Origin of the sequence: Uniformispora flossi, from assembly GCF_049534875.1 — a bacterium.
Lineage (GTDB): Bacteria > Actinomycetota > Actinomycetes > Streptomycetales > Streptomycetaceae > Yinghuangia > Yinghuangia aomiensis.
Genome location: NZ_JBMULZ010000008.1, coordinates 61,855 through 77,386, shown reverse-complemented (window position 1 = coordinate 77,386; position 15,532 = coordinate 61,855). Strand labels below are relative to the sequence as shown.

The following is a 15,532-nucleotide window of genomic DNA, read 5'->3' as shown; positions in this document are numbered from 1 at the left end:
GAGTTTGATTGAGGCAAGGATCACGTACCGGGACCTCCGAACCCAGTCCGACAATCCGACGATTCCGGCCGGAGGTAGGGTTGAGTCCTCACGGGAGCCCGGTGGGACCGGGCTGAGAGGGGGGCTGCAAGCCCCCGACCGTCCGAACCTGATCCGGGTCATGCCGGCGCAAGGGAGTGTGTCCACCAGCCATGGCTTCTGCGAGCCCGAGCCCCGCCGCGCGTCCCGCCACCCCCACCGCGGCCTCCCCCGACGTCCTCGTCGTCGGCGCCGGCGTCATCGGCCTCTCGATCGCCTGGCGCGCCGCCCGCCGCGGCCTCACCGTCGTCCTCGCCGACCCGCAGCCCGGCCGCGGCGCCTCGCACGCCGCCGCGGGCATGCTCACCCCGGTCTCCGAACTCCAGTACGGCGAAGAGTCCCTGCTCCGCCTCAACATGGACTCCGCGGCCCGCTACCCCGCCTTCGCCGCCGAACTCGAGGACGCCTCCGGACTCCCCTCCGGCTACCGCGCCTGCGGCACCCTCGCCGTCGCCCTCGACGCCGACGACCGCGCCGTCCTCAAGGACCTCCACGCGTTCCAGTCCCGCCTCGGCCTCGCCTCCACCTGGCTGACCAGCCGCGAATGCCGCCGCTTCGAACCGATGCTCTCCCCCGCCGTCGCGGGCGGCCTGCACGTCGAAGGCGACCACCAGATCGACAACCGCCGCCTCGTCGCCGCGCTCCTCGCCGCCTGCGAACGCGAACCCGGCATCACCCTGCGGCCCGCCCGCGCCACCGCCCTCCTCACCGCCGGCGACCGCGCGACCGGCGCCCGCCTCGACGACGGCACCGACGTGTCCGCCGGCCAGGTCGTCCTCGCGGCCGGCTGCTGGTCCAACGCCGTCGACGGCCTGCCGCCCGGCCTGCTGCCGCCCATCCGCCCGGTCAAGGGCGAGATCCTGCGCCTGCACGTCCCGGACGCCTACCGGCCGTTCCTCAGCCACAACGTCCGCGGCGTCGTCAAGGGCGGCAGCATGTACCTGGTGCCGCGCGCCGACGGCGAACTGGTGATCGGCGCCACCGAGAACGACCTCGGCTACGACACCGAGGTCACCGCCGGCTGCGTCTACGAACTCCTCCGCGACGCCCGCGAACTCGTCCCCGGCGTCACCGAACTCCCGCTCGTGGAAACGCACGCGGGCCTGCGCCCCGGCACCCCGGACAACGCGCCGCTGATCGGCCGCACCGGCCTCGACGGCCTGATCGCCGCCACCGGCCACTACCGGCACGGCATCCTGCTGACCCCCGTCACCGCCGACGCCGTCGCCGAACTCCTCGCCGACGGCACCGTCCCCGACGTCGTCCGCCCCTGGGGGCCCGCGCGCTTCACCGCCACCACCGGCAAGGAGCTGTCCTACGCATGACCGTCGAGCCCGCCCACACCATCTCCGTCAACGGCGAACCCCGCCCGCTCGCCGCCGGCACCACCGTCGCCGCGCTCATCGCGACCATGACCTCGGCCACCAAGGGCGTCGCCGTCGCGGTCAACGAGGACGTCGTGCCGCGCAGCAAATGGGCGTCCACGCTGCTCGACGCCGGCGACCGCGTCGAGGTCCTCACCGCCGTCCAGGGCGGCTGACCTTCCGACGGGTGGTCGGAAGGACAACCCGGAACACCCCACACCCACACGCCAAGGAGGACGGCAATGACGCACGCGACCGCGGACGACAAGCTCCAGCTCGGCGGCGAGGTCTTCTCCTCCCGGCTGATCACCGGCACCGGCGGCGCACCGAGCCTGGACATCCTGGAAGCCGCGCTGGTCGCGTCCGGCACCGAGATGACCACGGTCGCGATGCGCCGCCTCAACCCGCGCACCACCGGCTCCGTCCTCGACCTGCTGCGCAAGCTGGGCATCCGGCCCCTGCCGAACACCGCCGGCTGCTACACCGCCGGCGAAGCCGTGCTGACCGCCCGCCTCGCGCGCGAAGCACTGGAGACCGACTGGGTGAAAGTGGAGGTCGTCGCCGACGAGCGGACCCTGCTGCCGGACACCGTGGAACTCGTGGACGCCGCCGAACGGCTCGTCGACGACGGCTTCGTCGTCCTCGCCTACACGAACGACGACCCGGTCGTCGCCCGCCGCCTGGAACAGGTCGGCTGCGCCGCGGTCATGCCGCTCGGCTCGCCGATCGGCTCCGGCCTGGGCATCCGCAACCCGCACAACATCCGGCTGATCACCGAGCAGGCGAGCGTGCCGGTCGTCCTCGACGCGGGCATCGGCACCGCGTCCGACGCCGCCCTCGCCATGGAATTGGGCTGCGACGCCGTCATGCTGGCGTCCGCGGTGACGCGCGCCCAGGACCCGGCGCTGATGGCCGCGGCGATGCGCAGCGCCGTCGACGGCGGGCGGCTCGCCTACCGGGCCGGGCGGATCCCGATGCGGCACTACGCGGAAGCGTCGTCGCCGACCGACGGCCTCGCCGAAATCCCGGCATTCTGACCCCGACACCCCGGCTCTCCGACGCAGGCCGCGGCCGCCGCGGCATGGCGAGGCCCACGTTCCGTGACCGGAACCGGACGGTCCTGCCACTCGTCGGGGACTACGTGACCGTAAAATCCCTGGCGTGGACATGACGAATGACGACCCGATCGTCGGGCGCGTGCTCGACGGCCGTTACCGGGTCCGGGCCCGGATCGCGGCGGGCGGCATGGCCACCGTCTACCGTGCCGAGGACATGCGTCTGGACCGCACGGTCGCGGTGAAGGTGATGCACCCGGCGATGGCCGCGGACGCGTCCTTCACCGACCGGTTCATCCGCGAGGCCAAGGCCGCCGCCCGCTTGGCGCACCCCAACGTGGTCGGCGTGTTCGACCAAGGACACGACGGCGACGTGGTGTTCCTCGCGATGGAGTACGTCGAAGGCCGCACGCTGCGTGAGCTCCTCCAGGACCTCGGCACGCTGACCCCGCGCGAAGCGTTCGGCGTACTCGAACCGACGCTGGCCGCGCTCGGCGCGGCGCACCGCGCCGGCTTCGTGCACCGCGACGTGAAGCCGGAGAACGTGCTGATCTCCGACGACGGCGGCATCAAGGTCGCCGACTTCGGACTGGCGCGTGCGACGGCGACGGCGGCATCCGCGGCGACCGGCAAGGTCCTGGTCGGGACGGTGGCATATCTGGCGCCGGAGCAGATCGAACGCGGCGCGGCATCGCCGACGTCGGACGTGTATGCCGCGGGCATCCTCCTCTACGAGATGCTGACGGGCCGTCAGCCGTATCAGGGGCGCTCCGCGGTCGAGATCATCTACAAGCACGTGCACGAGGACGTCCCGCCGCCGTCGATAGCGGTGCCGGGCCTGCCGCCCGCACTGGACGGGCTGGTCGCCGCGGCCACCGACCGGGACCCCCGGCACCGGCCCGCGGACGCCGACGAGTTCCTCGCGCTGGTGCGCCGCACCCGGCAACACGCGATGACCGAGACGGAACTCGACTTCGGCGCGGCCGAGCGCGTCCTGCCGCCGCCCCCGCCGAAAACGTACGCGCCGGAGCCCGAGCCGGTCGCCCTCCACCAGCCCGCCTACACGCCGGGCCCGCCCGCGGGCCCGGAACCCGAGCCGGCCGACGCGAACCTCACCCGGCAGGTGGAGATCCCGCTGGACCTGGGACCGTTGGGCCTGTCGACCGAGTCGATCCTGGACGAGCACCCTTACGGCGGCCATCACGGCTACGACGACGACGGCTACGCCACCCCGCCCGATGGCATCCCCGACGCCTACGACGCCAAGGGCGGCGCTCCCGGCCGCAGGCGCCGCCGCGGGCCCGGCCGCGGCGTGATCGCGCTGCTGGTCGTCCTCGCGGTCGCCGCGACGATCGGCGTCGTGGCGTGGAAGCTGGGCGCCGGGCAGTCGGCGAAGGTGCCCGCGGTGGTGAACGAGCAGGCCGCGGATGCGCAGCGCAAGCTCAAGAACAGCGGCCTCAAGTTCCGCGTCGAGGAGGAGTTCAGCGAGACGGTCGCGTCGGGTGCGGTCATCGCGACCGATCCGCAGGCGGGCCGGTCGGTGGACAAGGGCTCGACGGTGCTGCTGCGCATTTCGCGCGGGCCGGAGCGCTATGCGGTGCCGCAGGTCGACGGGCAGTCCGTCGACCAGGCGCGGCAGGCCATCACCGACGCCAAGCTCGTGGTCGGGAAGGTCGTGCAGCAGGACGACGCGCGGCCGCCCGGGCAGGTGGTGTCCGCGTCGCCGGGCTTCGGCACGCTGGTCTCGCCGGGGACGACGGTGGACCTGACGGTCAGCCGCGGCCTGCCGGTGGCGCTGCCGGTGCTGACCGGGCGTACCGAGCAGGAGGCCCGCGACGCGCTGACGCCGAGCGGCATCCAGCTGGTCGTCGACCCGAACCAGGTGTTCTCGAACGACGTGCCGGCCGGGCGCATCGTGTCGCAGACGCCGCCGCAGGGCAGCCCCGTCTATCCGGGGGCGACCGTGACCGTGCAGATCTCCAAGGGCCAGGACTTGGTCCTGGTGCCGAAGGTCGACGGGATGAGCGAGGACGAAGCCAAGGCCACGCTGACCGCGGCCGGGTTCCAGGTCGAGTCCAACACGGTGTTCCCGCTGGGCCCGAAGAAGGTCACCAGCATGAGCCCGGGCGGCAACAACATGGCGCCGCGCGGATCGAAGGTCACCATCAACATCTTCTGACGCGCGGGCGACCGCGCGCCGTGTACCGCCGGGGGCGGCGGGCCCGTCAGAGTTCGGGTCCGTCGCCTTCGCGTTCCTGGTAGGAGTAGCGCTGCTCCTGCCACGGGTCGCCGATGTTGTGGTAGCCGCGTTCCTCCCAGAACCCGCGCTTGTCGACCACCATGTACTCGATGCCGCGGACCCACTTGGGGCCCTTCCAGGCATACAGGTGCGGCACGATCAGCCGGACCGGGAAGCCGTGTTCGGCGGTCAGCGGCTCGCCGTCGTGGTGCGTGGCGAACATGGCGCGCTCGGTGGCGACGTCGGTGATGCGCAGGTTGGAGCTGAATCCGTATTCGGCCCACACCATCACGTGCGTGACTTCGGGGGCGGGCGGGGCTATCTCGAGGAAGGTTTCGGCGGCGACACCGCCCCACTCGTTGCCGAGCATGCTGAACTTGGTGACACAGTGGAAGTCCGCGACCACGGTGGTGCGCGGCAGCGCGGAGAACTCCTCGTAGTTCCAGCAGTGCTTGTCGCCCGACGCGGTGGCGCCGAACACCCGGAAATCCCAGGTGTCGGGCTTGAAGCGGGGCACCGGGCCGTAGTGCAGGACCGGCCAACCCCGCTGAAGGCGCTGGCCGGGGGGCAGTCGGGGGTCCATGGCGTCCATGCTCCCAGACCGCCCGCCCCGCCCACGACGCGGGCTGATGGAAGGCAAGCCTTCCCTTCGTGGAATCAAAGCCTCATGGGGTGACAGGATTCACATAAACCCCATTCGTTTCCGTCGGAAGGTGACTTGCGATGCACGGCGACCCGCAGATCCTCGAACTGCTCAACGAGCAGTTGACCGCCGAGCTGACCGCCATCAACCAGTACTTCCTGCACGCGAAACTCCAGGAGCACTGGGGCTACACCAAGCTCGCGCACTGGACCCGGCACGAGTCCTTCGACGAGATGAAGCACGCCGAGAAGCTCACCGACCGGATCCTCTTCCTCGAGGGCCTTCCGAACTACCAGCGGCTGAACGCGCTGCGCATCGGCCAGACGCTGGAGGAGATGTTCCGCGCCGACCTCGCCGTCGAGATGGAGGCGATCGAGCGCCTGCGCTCCGGCATCCTCGTGATGCGCGAGAAGGGCGACGCGACCTCGGCGAACATCTTCGAGGACATCCTCGCCGACGAGGAAGAGCACGTGGACTACCTGGAGACCCAGCTCGACCTGCTGAAGAAGCTCGGCGAGCCGCTCTACATCGCGCAGCTCATCGAGCAGCCCGAAAGCTGATCCGGCCGCGTCCCCGGACCCGCGCCGCGGGGCGCTTGGGGGACGTGACGCACACCTCTCTTCACCTGCCGCCGGGGGTGAGGTTACCCTTACCTTAGTAACCTCACCCTTGGGGGACGGCCCGTGTACGTGTGCATCTGCTTCGGCGTGACCGACAGCCAGGTCAGCGCCCAGATAGACAGCGGCGCCCGCAGCATGCGCGAGATCGCCGCGTCCTGCCGCGCCGGAACCGACTGCGGCCGCTGCGTGAAGACGATCTGCTCGATGATCCCCCGCGACGAGAGCCGCTCCTGCGGCGGCTGCACCCCGCGCTGCGGCAAGGTGTGCCGCGCCGAGAAGCCCGGACACGCCGCCGCCGACGCAGCCGACCGCACCAGCGTAAGCGTCCCGATCCCGGTCGTCCCCGTTCCGCTGACGATTGTGGCGACCGACACCGCCGCCTAGCCGGCCGCCGTCTGACCGGCCGCCGCGCCCACCAGGTCCGATACCAGGACGATCTCGAAGCCCTTCGCCCGCAGCCCCGCCACGATCTTCGGCAGCGCGTCCGCGGTGTGCGCGGCCGGGCCCAGCGAGTTGTGCATCACCACGACCGACCCGTTCTTCACCTTCGCCAGCACCGTCGCGGCGATCTTGTCGCCGGTCGCGCCGTCCGCGTCGCCGCTGACGACGTCCCACTGCACCGGCGTGACCCCCGTCGACGCGATCGCCTTCAACGCCGCCTTGTCGTAACAGCCGCCCGGGAAGCGGAAGTACGGCACGGTCCGCGCCCCCGGAACCGCTTTCAGCCGGTCGAACGGCGCCCGCACCTCCGCCGCCATCTCGTTCTCCGGCACATGCCCGAGCCCGTAGCACTGCCCCGCGAACCCGCGGTGCGTCAGCGAATGGCTCGCCACCTCGAACAGCGGATCGGTCGCGATCCCCTTGGCCTCCTGCGGATAGGTGTCGATCCACAGCCCGGTCATGAAGAACGTCGCCGGGACCTTCAACCGCCGCAGATCCGCCAGCAGCGCCGTGTTGTCGTACGACGCGGTCTTGCCGGTCCGCAGCCGCTCCTGCATGCCCGCCGTCATGTCGCTGTCGAACGTCAGCGCCACCCGCGGCTTGGCCCGCGGACCGTTGTCGAACACCACCGGCAGCCCGTCCGGGCCGAGCGGCAGCGTCTTCGCCCCCGGGATCCCGTCCGCCCCGGCCGGCACGACCGGGACCGGACTGCCGGACGCCGGAGCGCTGCCCGGCGCACCGGGAGCCCCGTGCGCACCCGGCCCGTCCGGCGCAGCCGACGCCGGACTCGGCGCCGCGGCCTTCGGCGTGCCCGAACCGCCCCCGGAACACCCGGTCGACGCGACGAGCAGTGCCGCGGCGAGCAACGCCGCAGAGCCGGTCCCCCGGCTCCCCCGTCCCCCGAAAAGCCCCCGGAAACGCCCCCGTGCGTGCGTCACGCGGCGGCCTCCACGACCGCTTCGGCAGCCTTCGCGGCCGCGGACGCGTCGACGTCCAGGTGCGCGACGATGCGGATCAGACGCGGGCCGAACACGCTGACCAGCACACCCGCGGCCCGGCAGCGCTCCGCCACCGTCGCGGCGTCCGGCCGCGGCTCGGGCAGCCGCACCAGCACCAGATTGGTCTCCGGGGCGACGACGTCCAGACCCGCGTCGGCCAACGCGTCCGCGATCAGGCGTGCGTGCACGTGGTCGTCGGCGAGTCGGGCGATGTGGTGGTCGAGCGCATAGAGGCCGCCCGCGGCGAGGATGCCCGCCTGCCGCATCGCCCCGCCCATGCGGTGCCGCATCCGGCGCGCCTCCGCCATCCGGTCGGCGGGCAGCAGCACCACCGACCCGGCCGGGGCGCCGAGGCCCTTCGACAGGCAGACGGCCAGGGTGTCGAAGAGTTCGCCGTACGCGGGCAGCGGCGTGCCGGTGGCGACGTGCGCATGCCAGATGCGGGCCCCGTCGCAGTGCAGGGCGACACCGGCGTCCGCGGTCAGCTCGCGGATCGCCCGCAGCTGCTCGATCGGATACACCGAGCCGCCGCCGCGGTTGTGGGTCTGCTCGACGGCGACCGCGCGCGTGCCGACGGTGTGCGCGTCGCCCGGGCGCAGCAGTCTGCCGACGTCCGCCGGTTCCAGCAGGCCGCGCGGACTCAGCGCGGTCCGGGTCTGGATGCCGCCGTGCCACGCCGCCGCGCCGTCCTCGTGCGCCACGATGTGCGCGTCCGCGTCCAGGACCAGTTCCTCGCCCGGGGCGACGGACAGCCGCACCGCGATCTGGTTGGCCATCACGCCGGTCGGTGTGAACAGGCCGGCGTGGCGGCCCCCGAACAGGGCCGCGACGCGGTTCTCCAGGGCGCGGACGGTGGGGTCCTCGCCGTAGACGTCGTCGCCAACCTCGGCGTCCGCCATGGCGGCGCGCATCGCGGGGGCGGGCCGGGTGACGGTGTCGCTGCGCAGATCAATCACAGGGGCCAGCCTGCCATCCGGACACGGCGAAGGGGCGCCCGCGCGACCGCGGACACCCCTTCGCCGGAACTCTCCGGGACTTCGCCGTGCGGCTCAGTGGCCGCGGTACATCTCCGCCACCAGGAACGCCAGGTCGAGCGACTGGCTGCGGTTGAGCCGCGGGTCGCACGCCGTCTCGTAGCGCTGGTGCAGGTCGTCGACGAAGATCTCGTCGCCGCCGCCCACGCACTCGGTGACGTCGTCGCCGGTCAGCTCGACGTGGATGCCGCCCGGGTGGGTGCCGAGGCCGCGGTGCACCTCGAAGAAGCCCTTGACCTCGTCGAGGACGTCGTCGAAGCGGCGGGTCTTGTGGCCGCTCGACGCCTCGAACGTGTTGCCGTGCATCGGGTCGCACACCCACGCGACCTGCGCGCCGGACGCGGTGACCTTCTCCACGAGGGTCGGCAGCACGTCGCGGACCTTGCCCGCGCCCATGCGGACGATGAACGTCAGCCGGCCGGGCTCGCGCTCCGGGTCGACCTTGTCGATCAGCGCGAGGGCGTCTTCCGGCGTGGTCGTCGGGCCCAGCTTGACGCCGATCGGGTTGCGGATCCGGGACGCGAACTCGACGTGCGCGCCGTCCAGTTGCCGGGTGCGCTCGCCGATCCACACCATGTGGCCGGACACGTCGTACAGGTCGCCGGTGCGCGAGTCGACGCGGGTCAGCGCCGACTCGTAGTCGAGGATCAGCGCCTCGTGCGACGCGAAGAACTCGACGGTGCGGAACTCCTCCGGGTCGACACCGCAGGCGTGCATGAAGCGCAGCGCGCCGTCGATCTCCGCTGCCAGGCGCTCGTAGCGCTCGCCGGACGGGGACAGGGCCACGAAGTCCTGGTTCCAGGCGTGCACCTGGCGCAGGTCGGCGTAGCCGCCGGTGGTGAAGGCGCGCACCAGGTTCAGCGTCGCGGACGACGCGTGGTACATGCGCTTGAGCCGCTCCGGGTCCGGGACGCGGGCCGTTTCGGTGAACGCCAGGTCGTTGACCGCGTCGCCGCGGTACGTCGGCAGCGTGACGCCGTCGCGCGTCTCGATCGGCTGCGAGCGGGGCTTGGAGTACTGCCCCGCCATGCGGCCGACCTTCACGACCGGCACGGACGCCGCGTAAGTGAGGACGACGGCCATCTGCAGCAGGGTCTTGAGCTTGTTGCGGATCGCGTCGGCGGTGTTGCCCGCGAACGTCTCGGCGCAGTCGCCGCCCTGGAGCAGGAACGCCTCGCCGCGCGCGACCGCGGCCAGCCGGCCGCGAAGCTGGTCGCACTCGCCCGCGAACACCAGCGGCGGATAGGACTCGAGGTCCGCGAGCGCAGCACGCAGGGCCTCGGTGTCCGGCCACTCGGGCTGCTGCGCAGCCGGGAGGGTCCGCCAGGTCTGGATCTCGTTCGCAGTCACCCACCCAAGATAAACAATCGGGCAAGGCATTTAGGACCTTGCCCGACAGGCGAGACGCAGCTCACTGAGCAGGAGTTTCGGGACGGCGGGCGGGCAGCGGCGGGGCCACCCGGGGGAATGCCGGGGCCACGTGCGACGGACGTCGCGGGCCGCTGCGGCGTGACCTGCGGATCCTTTCCCGCGCCGCGGCGCCGACAGGCCGTCGGCCGCGGCGCGCGGCCTGTCGACGCCGCGGTACTTCTCCCCCGCCCCCTCCCCCCGCTACAGTGCTCCCGTGATCTCGCCTCGACTCAGTTCCTGGTGGTGGCCCCGCACTGCGGCGGCCACTGTCCTGCGCGATCGCTGAAGCTTCGATCCGACGGCCGCCCGCAAGGGCGGCCGTCGGCGTTTCCGGACCTGGTCCGGGGGGTGCGGCGGGGCCCGGCGGGTGGCCCCGACTCTCGGGAGTACCCGCTGTGACGTCCCCCTCCGCCGCCGCCCTGCTCGCCCCGCTCTTCGCCGCCGCGCCGCCGCCCTTCGCGCTGATCCGCCGCGAGGGCTCCGACACCGTGGACCTGCTGCTCGGCGACGTGGTCGAAGCGCCGTCGCTCGACGCGATCCCGCTGCCCGACGGCGCGCCCGCGCACGGGCCGCGGCACGACGTGCTCGCCCTGATCCCGTACCGGCAGATCCGCGAGCGCGGTTTCGAAGCCGACGACGACGGCACCCCGCTGCTGTGCCTGCGCATCGCCGAGCAGCACGCGCTGGCCTACGACGACGTCCTCGCCGCCCTCCCCGACACCCCGGTGACCCTGGCCGGCGGCGGCTTCGACGTGGACGACGCGACGTACGCGGGGATCGTCGAACGCGTCATCGCCGACGAGATCGGCCGCGGCGAAGGCGCGAACTTCGTCATCCGCCGCGACTACCGCGACCGCATCGCCGACTACGCGCCCGCCACCCCCGGCACGCTGCTGCGCCGGCTGCTGACCCGCGAGTCCGGCGCGTACTGGACGTATCTGATCCACACCGGCACCGGCGGCGTCACGTTGGTCGGCGCCAGCCCCGAGCGGCACGTGAGCGCCATCGGCGGCGACGTCGTCATGAACCCGATCAGCGGCACCTACCGCTACCCGGCCGCCGGGCCGGACAAGGACGGCCTGCTGACGTTCCTGCGCGACGGCAAGGAGGTCGACGAGTTGTTCATGGTCGTCGACGAAGAGCTGAAGATGATGAGCGAGGTGTGCGACCTCGGCGGCCGGGTGCTCGGCCCGTACCTGAAGGAGATGGGCCACCTCGCGCACACCGAGTACGTGCTGCGTGGCCGCAGTTCGCTGGACGTGCGGGCGGTGCTCCGCGGCACGATGTTCGCGCCCACGGTCACCGGCTCGCCGCTGGAGAACGCGTGCCGGGTGATTCGCCGCCACGAGCCGACCGGCCGCGGCTACTACTCGGGAGTCGTCGCGCTGATCGGCCGCGACGCCGAAGGCCGCCAGACCCTCGACGCGCCGATCCTGATCCGCACCGTCTACCTGGCGCCGGACGGCTCGCTGCGCGTCCCGGCCGGGGCAACGCTGGTGCGGCACTCGGACCCCGCCAACGAGGTCGCCGAGACGCACGCCAAGGCCGCCGGAGTGCTGGCCGCGCTCGGCGTCGTCCCCGCCTCGCGGCGCCCGGCCGCCGACGGCGCGCCGGTGCGGTTCGCCGACGACCCCGAGATCGCCCGGCTGCTGGCCGCCCGTAATGCCGGGCTGGCCCCGTTCTGGCTCACGGCGCGCGACGACGACGCGCTGCGGGCCCCGGAGCTGGCCGGGCGCCAGGTCCTGGTGATCGACGGCGAGGACACCTTCACCGCGATGCTCGCGCACCTGCTCCGCACGCTCGGGCTGCGGGTGGACCTGATGCCGTACGACGAGGTGTCCGCACGCCGCGTCACCGAGGCCGAACTGCTGCTCGTCGGCCCGGGCCCGGGCGACCCGCGGCACGTCCTGGACCGCAAGATGCGCACGATGGGCGCCGCGGTGCGGCGGCGCCTGGACGCGGGCGGCCCGATGCTGGGCGTGTGCCTCGGCCACCAGCTGATCGCCGCGGAACTGGGCCTGGAGCTGGTACGCAAGGACACCCCGTACCAGGGCAAGCAGGTGGAGATCGACTTCTTCGGCCGGGAGGAGAAGGTCGGTTTCTACAACACGTTCAGCGCGGTCGAGCCGCGGCGCGCGCCCTTCGGGCTGGAGTTCGCCGCCGACCCGGAGTCCGGGCAGATCCACGCCATGCGGGCGAAGGGGCTGCGGGTCGCCGGCGTGCAGTTCCACCCCGAATCGGTGCTCACCGCGAACGGGATCACCATCGTGCGGGAGGTGCTGGGCGCGCTGTGACGGGCCGCGACGGCCGTGTCCCCGGATCCCGCGAGGGGATCCGGGGACTCCGGGGACTGCCGTGCCGCTGGGGAGGGCCGGACACGGCCTGGCTAGGGGCGTCGGCCGAGCAGTCCGACCAGGCGGTCCTGCACCGGCGCGTCGTCCGGTACCGGCACCGGCGGGGCGAAGATGCCGTAGCCCTGCCAGGAGGCGACGTGCGGGGACATCGCGTCGTAGACGGCCTGGGCGAGGCCCGGGTCGACGCCGTCGTCGGCGCCGATGCCGCGGGCCAAGTCCCAGGCGTGCACGGTCAGATCGCTGATCATCTGCCAGGCGTACTCGGGTGCCGGGGTCAGTCCGGCGCTGGTGTGCACGGCGCGGTCGAGCGCCCCGTCGGCGTGGAACGCCGCACGTGATTCCTCCGCGGCGCGCTCCCAGGTGCGGACCGGGTTGTCGCCGAGCACGTCGCCGTCGAAGCGGTCGCCGACCTCGGCGAGCGTCTTGCCGGCGAACAGCTCGGGGGCCCACAGGTGTTCGGCTGTCACGTGGTTGACGAGGTCGCGCACGGACCAGTCCGTGCACGGTGTGTCCGACCCCCACTGGTCGGGGGCGACCTGGTGGACGCGCGAGTCGAACTCGCGCATGGCCCGGTCGAAGGCGTCGAGGATGTCCATCAGCCGAACAGCGTCTTCGCTTCGTCGTACAGCGACGGCGGCACGGTCTTCAGCTCCCGCGTCGCCTCCTGCAGCGGCACGGTGACCACGTCGACGCCGCGCAGCGCGACCATCTGCCCCCATGCGCCGTCGTGCACGGCGTCGATGGCGTGGAAGCCGAACCGGGTGGCGAGCCAGCGGTCGAACGCGGTCGGGGTGCCGCCGCGCTGCACGTGGCCGAGGACGGTGGTGCGGGCTTCGTGGCCGGTGCGGCGTTCGATCTCGGCGGCCAGCCAGTCGCCGATGCCGGACAGCTTGACGTGCCCGAACGCGTCGAGGCTCTGGTCCTTGGTGACCATCTGCCCGTCCAGCGGGACGGCGCCTTCGGCGACCACGACGATCGGCGCGTAGTTGGTGCGGAACCGGCTCTCCACCCAGCCGCACACCTGCTCGATGTCGAACTGCTGCTCGGGGATGAGGATGACGTTCGCGCCGCCCGCCATGCCCGAGTGGATGGCGATCCAGCCCGCGTGCCGGCCCATGACCTCGACGATGAGCACCCGGCGGTGCGATTCGGCGGTGGTGTGCAGGCGGTCGATGGCCTCGGTGGCGATGTTGACCGCCGTGTCGAAGCCGAACGTGTAGTCGGTCGCGCCGAGGTCGTTGTCGATCGTCTTGGGCACCCCGACGACCTGCACGCCGTGCTCGTGCAGCCGGGTCGCGACACCCAGGGTGTCCTCGCCGCCGATCGCGACCAGCGCGTCGACCTCCAGCTTGGCGAGGTTCTCCCGGATCTTCTCGACGCCGCCCTCGATCTTCATCGGGTTGGTGCGCGACGAGCCGAGGATGGTGCCACCGCGCGGCAGGATTCCGCGGACCGCGGGGATGTCGAGGGTCTGGGTGTCGGCTTCGAGGGGGCCGCGCCAGCCGTCCCGGAAGCCCACGAAGTCGTAGCCGTAATCCGTGACGCCCTTGCGGACCACCGCCCGGATCACCGCGTTGAGGCCGGGGCAGTCGCCCCCACCGGTGAGAACGCCGACGCGCATACAGCTCCCCTTCGTCTTGCCGAGGACGGAACGGGCACGCCCGGACACAAGCCCGAAACGGCCACCACCCCAACCTACCGCGTGACGCACGCCACACCGGGCCGCCGCGATCCCGTTCGGGCCCACTCGAAAGGGTGTCTTCCGGGCGGCTTGCGGCGGGCTGTGCCGGAGGCCTGCCGCCCCTAAGGTGCTGGCTATGACTGTGCTTGCGATCGATGCCGGAACCACCGGGGTGACGGCCCTGGTGGTGGCCGAGGACGGCGGGGTTCTGGCACGCGGGTACCAGGAGTTCCAGCAGCACTTCCCCGAGCCGGGCCGGGTCGAGCACCAGCCGGAGGAGATCTGGCAGGCCGCGCTCCAGGCGTGCCGCGAGGCGCTCGCGGGGGCGGGGCGGCGGCCGACCGCGGTCGGCATCACCAACCAGCGCGAGACCGCGGTGCTGTGGAACCGGCGCACCCTGGCGTCGCCGCGGCGGGCGATCGTGTGGCAGGACCGGCGGTCGGCGGAGGTGTGCCGCACGCTGGCCGGGCAGGGTCACGAGCCGCGGGTGGCGGAGCTGACCGGGCTGCGGCTGGACCCGTACTTCACCGCGACGAAGCTGGCGTGGCTGGCCGAGCACGATCCGGCGGTGTGGCGGGAGGTCGAGGCCGGGCGGGTCGCGGTGGGCACCGTCGACTCCTACCTGGTGGCGCGGATGACGGCGGGCCGCGAGCACGTCACCGACGCGTCGAACGCCTCGCGGACGCTGCTGTTCGACATCACCGCGGGGGCGTGGTCCGAGGAACTGTGCGCGCTGTTCGGCGTGCCGATGGCGGCGCTGCCGCGCGTCGTGCCGTCGTACGGGACGGTCGCCCGGACCGACCCGGATACGTTCCTCGGCTTGGACCTGCCGATCGCGGGCATCGCGGGCGACCAGCAGGCGGCGCTGTTCGGGCAGGCGTGCCATGCGGCGGGCGATGTGAAGTGCACCTACGGCACCGGTTCGTTCGTACTGATCAACACCGGCGCGGAGCCGGTGCGTTCGTCCGCGGGGCTGCTGACCACGGTGGCGTGGGGCGCGCCCGACGGGACGCTGACCTACGCCCTCGAAGGCTCGATCTTCGTGACCGGCGCGGCCGTGCAGTGGCTGCGCGACGGCTTGGGCATCATCGGCAAGGCGTCCGAGACCGAGCCGATCGCCCGCACCGTTCCCGACTCCGGGGGCGTCGTCTTCGTCCCGGCCCTCACCGGTCTGGGCGCCCCCGACTGGGACCCGACGGCCCGCGGCACCATCCTCGGCATCACCCGCGGCACCACCCGGGCCCACCTGGTCCGGGCCACTCTCGAAGCCATCGCCTTCGAAGTCCGGGACGTCGTCGACGTCATGACCTCCGACGCGGGCCTCGACCTGCTGTGCCTCAAAGTCGACGGCGGCGCCTCCGAGAACGACCTGCTGTGCCGCATGCAAGCCGACCAGCTCGGCGCGGTCGTCGCCCGCCCCAAGGTCCGCGAAACCACCGCCCTCGGCGCCGCCTTCCTCGCCGGCCTCGGCACGGGCCTGTGGTCTACCCCCGACGAACTCGCCACCACCTGGCAACTCGACGCGGAGTTCACCCCTGGCCCCCGCGACGACCACGCCTACGACAAGTGGCGTTTGGCGGTGGAGAAGGCGAAGGGGTGGGCGGCCTGACAGCTT

Annotated in this window: 14 protein-coding genes and 1 riboswitch; of the genes, 8 read left to right on the top strand and 6 right to left on the bottom strand. The window is 72.5% G+C overall.

The window, feature by feature from the left end; translation table 11 throughout:
* Positions 1-80 precede the first annotated feature (80 nt).
* Positions 81-193, top strand: a riboswitch (TPP riboswitch).
* From thiO to pknB, 4 genes are all read left to right on the top strand, one after another.
* Positions 192-1,403 carry a glycine oxidase ThiO gene (gene thiO, locus ACPA54_RS19360; RefSeq protein WP_423531428.1) on the top strand — a complete coding sequence of 404 codons (1,212 nt, stop codon included), beginning with the start codon at positions 192-194 and terminating at the stop codon, positions 1,401-1,403. It overlaps the preceding riboswitch by 2 nt.
* Positions 1,400-1,618 carry a sulfur carrier protein ThiS gene (gene thiS, locus ACPA54_RS19355; protein WP_345674539.1) on the top strand — a complete coding sequence of 73 codons (219 nt, stop codon included), beginning with the start codon at positions 1,400-1,402 and terminating at the stop codon, positions 1,616-1,618. The genes thiO and thiS overlap by 4 nt, the downstream gene beginning before the upstream one ends.
* 66 nt (positions 1,619-1,684) lie before the next feature.
* On the top strand, positions 1,685-2,479 hold the full coding sequence (locus ACPA54_RS19350; RefSeq protein WP_423531426.1) for a thiazole synthase: 795 nt from the start codon (positions 1,685-1,687) through the stop codon (positions 2,477-2,479).
* 130 nt (positions 2,480-2,609) lie between these two features.
* On the top strand, positions 2,610-4,676 hold the full coding sequence (gene pknB / locus ACPA54_RS19345) for a Stk1 family PASTA domain-containing Ser/Thr kinase (RefSeq protein WP_423531792.1): 2,067 nt from the start codon (positions 2,610-2,612) through the stop codon (positions 4,674-4,676).
* Positions 4,677-4,722: 46 nt separating this feature from the next.
* On the opposite strand, the gene ACPA54_RS19340 is transcribed toward pknB, so the two are convergent.
* Positions 4,723-5,328 (bottom strand): sulfite oxidase-like oxidoreductase, encoded by a 606-nt coding sequence (locus ACPA54_RS19340; RefSeq protein ID WP_345674541.1) that lies wholly within the window; start codon positions 5,326-5,328, stop codon positions 4,723-4,725.
* A 131-nt stretch (positions 5,329-5,459) separates the two neighbouring features.
* On the opposite strand from ACPA54_RS19340, the gene bfr reads away from it, so the two are divergent.
* Positions 5,460-5,939, top strand: a complete 480-nt coding sequence (gene bfr / locus ACPA54_RS19335) for a bacterioferritin (RefSeq protein ID WP_423531424.1) — start codon at positions 5,460-5,462, stop codon at positions 5,937-5,939.
* A gap of 123 nt (positions 5,940-6,062) precedes the next feature.
* The gene (locus ACPA54_RS19330) at positions 6,063-6,383 is read left to right on the top strand and encodes a (2Fe-2S)-binding protein (RefSeq protein ID WP_423531422.1); all 321 of its coding nucleotides are present in this window, start codon (positions 6,063-6,065) and stop codon (positions 6,381-6,383) included.
* On the opposite strand, the gene ACPA54_RS19325 is transcribed toward ACPA54_RS19330, so the two are convergent.
* The 3 genes from ACPA54_RS19325 to ACPA54_RS19315 all read right to left on the bottom strand — a co-directional run bounded on the left by ACPA54_RS19325 (position 6,380) and on the right by ACPA54_RS19315 (position 9,852).
* The gene (locus tag ACPA54_RS19325; protein ID WP_423531420.1) at positions 6,380-7,135 is read right to left on the bottom strand and encodes a polysaccharide deacetylase family protein; all 756 of its coding nucleotides are present in this window, start codon (positions 7,133-7,135) and stop codon (positions 6,380-6,382) included. The two genes, ACPA54_RS19330 and ACPA54_RS19325, sit on opposite strands and share 4 nt — an antisense overlap.
* A 239-nt stretch (positions 7,136-7,374) precedes the next feature.
* Complete coding sequence (locus ACPA54_RS19320; protein WP_423531418.1) at positions 7,375-8,394, bottom strand: threonine aldolase family protein; 1,020 nt, start codon at positions 8,392-8,394, stop codon at positions 7,375-7,377.
* A gap of 93 nt (positions 8,395-8,487) precedes the next feature.
* The gene (locus tag ACPA54_RS19315; RefSeq protein ID WP_423531416.1) at positions 8,488-9,852 is read right to left on the bottom strand and encodes a class II 3-deoxy-7-phosphoheptulonate synthase; all 1,365 of its coding nucleotides are present in this window, start codon (positions 9,850-9,852) and stop codon (positions 8,488-8,490) included.
* A 425-nt stretch (positions 9,853-10,277) separates the two neighbouring features.
* Here ACPA54_RS19315 and ACPA54_RS19310 point away from each other — a divergent pair, with 425 nt between their 5' ends.
* A complete protein-coding gene (locus ACPA54_RS19310) occupies positions 10,278-12,176 on the top strand; it encodes an anthranilate synthase family protein (RefSeq protein WP_423531414.1) in 1,899 nt (632 codons plus the stop codon).
* Positions 12,177-12,268: 92 nt separating this feature from the next.
* On the opposite strand, the gene ACPA54_RS19305 is transcribed toward ACPA54_RS19310, so the two are convergent.
* Positions 12,269-12,832: a TIGR03086 family metal-binding protein gene (locus tag ACPA54_RS19305; RefSeq protein ID WP_423531412.1), complete on the bottom strand. Its 564-nt coding sequence runs from the start codon at positions 12,830-12,832 to the stop codon at positions 12,269-12,271.
* Positions 12,832-13,857: a 6-phosphofructokinase gene (locus tag ACPA54_RS19300; protein WP_345674549.1), complete on the bottom strand. Its 1,026-nt coding sequence runs from the start codon at positions 13,855-13,857 to the stop codon at positions 12,832-12,834. Before ACPA54_RS19300 ends, ACPA54_RS19305 begins: the two co-directional genes overlap by 1 nt.
* 196 nt (positions 13,858-14,053) lie before the next feature.
* Between ACPA54_RS19300 and glpK the strand changes: the two genes are divergently transcribed.
* Positions 14,054-15,526, top strand: coding sequence for a glycerol kinase GlpK (gene glpK / locus ACPA54_RS19295; RefSeq protein WP_423531410.1), 1,473 nt, complete (start codon positions 14,054-14,056; stop codon positions 15,524-15,526).
* Positions 15,527-15,532: the final 6 nt, after the last annotated feature.

Coding starts and splice junctions, on each gene's coding strand:
- ACPA54_RS19305 (WP_423531412.1), bottom strand. CDS start 12,832: ATGGACATCCTCGACGCCTTCGACCGGGCCATGCGCGAGTTCGACTCG.
- thiS (WP_345674539.1), top strand. CDS start 1,400: ATGACCGTCGAGCCCGCCCACACCATCTCCGTCAACGGCGAACCCCGC.
- glpK (WP_423531410.1), top strand. CDS start 14,054: ATGACTGTGCTTGCGATCGATGCCGGAACCACCGGGGTGACGGCCCTG.
- ACPA54_RS19340 (WP_345674541.1), bottom strand. CDS start 5,328: ATGGACGCCATGGACCCCCGACTGCCCCCCGGCCAGCGCCTTCAGCGG.
- ACPA54_RS19350 (WP_423531426.1), top strand. CDS start 1,685: ATGACGCACGCGACCGCGGACGACAAGCTCCAGCTCGGCGGCGAGGTC.
- thiO (WP_423531428.1), top strand. CDS start 192: ATGGCTTCTGCGAGCCCGAGCCCCGCCGCGCGTCCCGCCACCCCCACC.
- ACPA54_RS19315 (WP_423531416.1), bottom strand. CDS start 9,852: ATGCCTTGCCCGATTGTTTATCTTGGGTGGGTGACTGCGAACGAGATC.
- bfr (WP_423531424.1), top strand. CDS start 5,460: ATGCACGGCGACCCGCAGATCCTCGAACTGCTCAACGAGCAGTTGACC.
- ACPA54_RS19300 (WP_345674549.1), bottom strand. CDS start 13,857: ATGCGCGTCGGCGTTCTCACCGGTGGGGGCGACTGCCCCGGCCTCAAC.
- pknB (WP_423531792.1), top strand. CDS start 2,610: ATGACGAATGACGACCCGATCGTCGGGCGCGTGCTCGACGGCCGTTAC.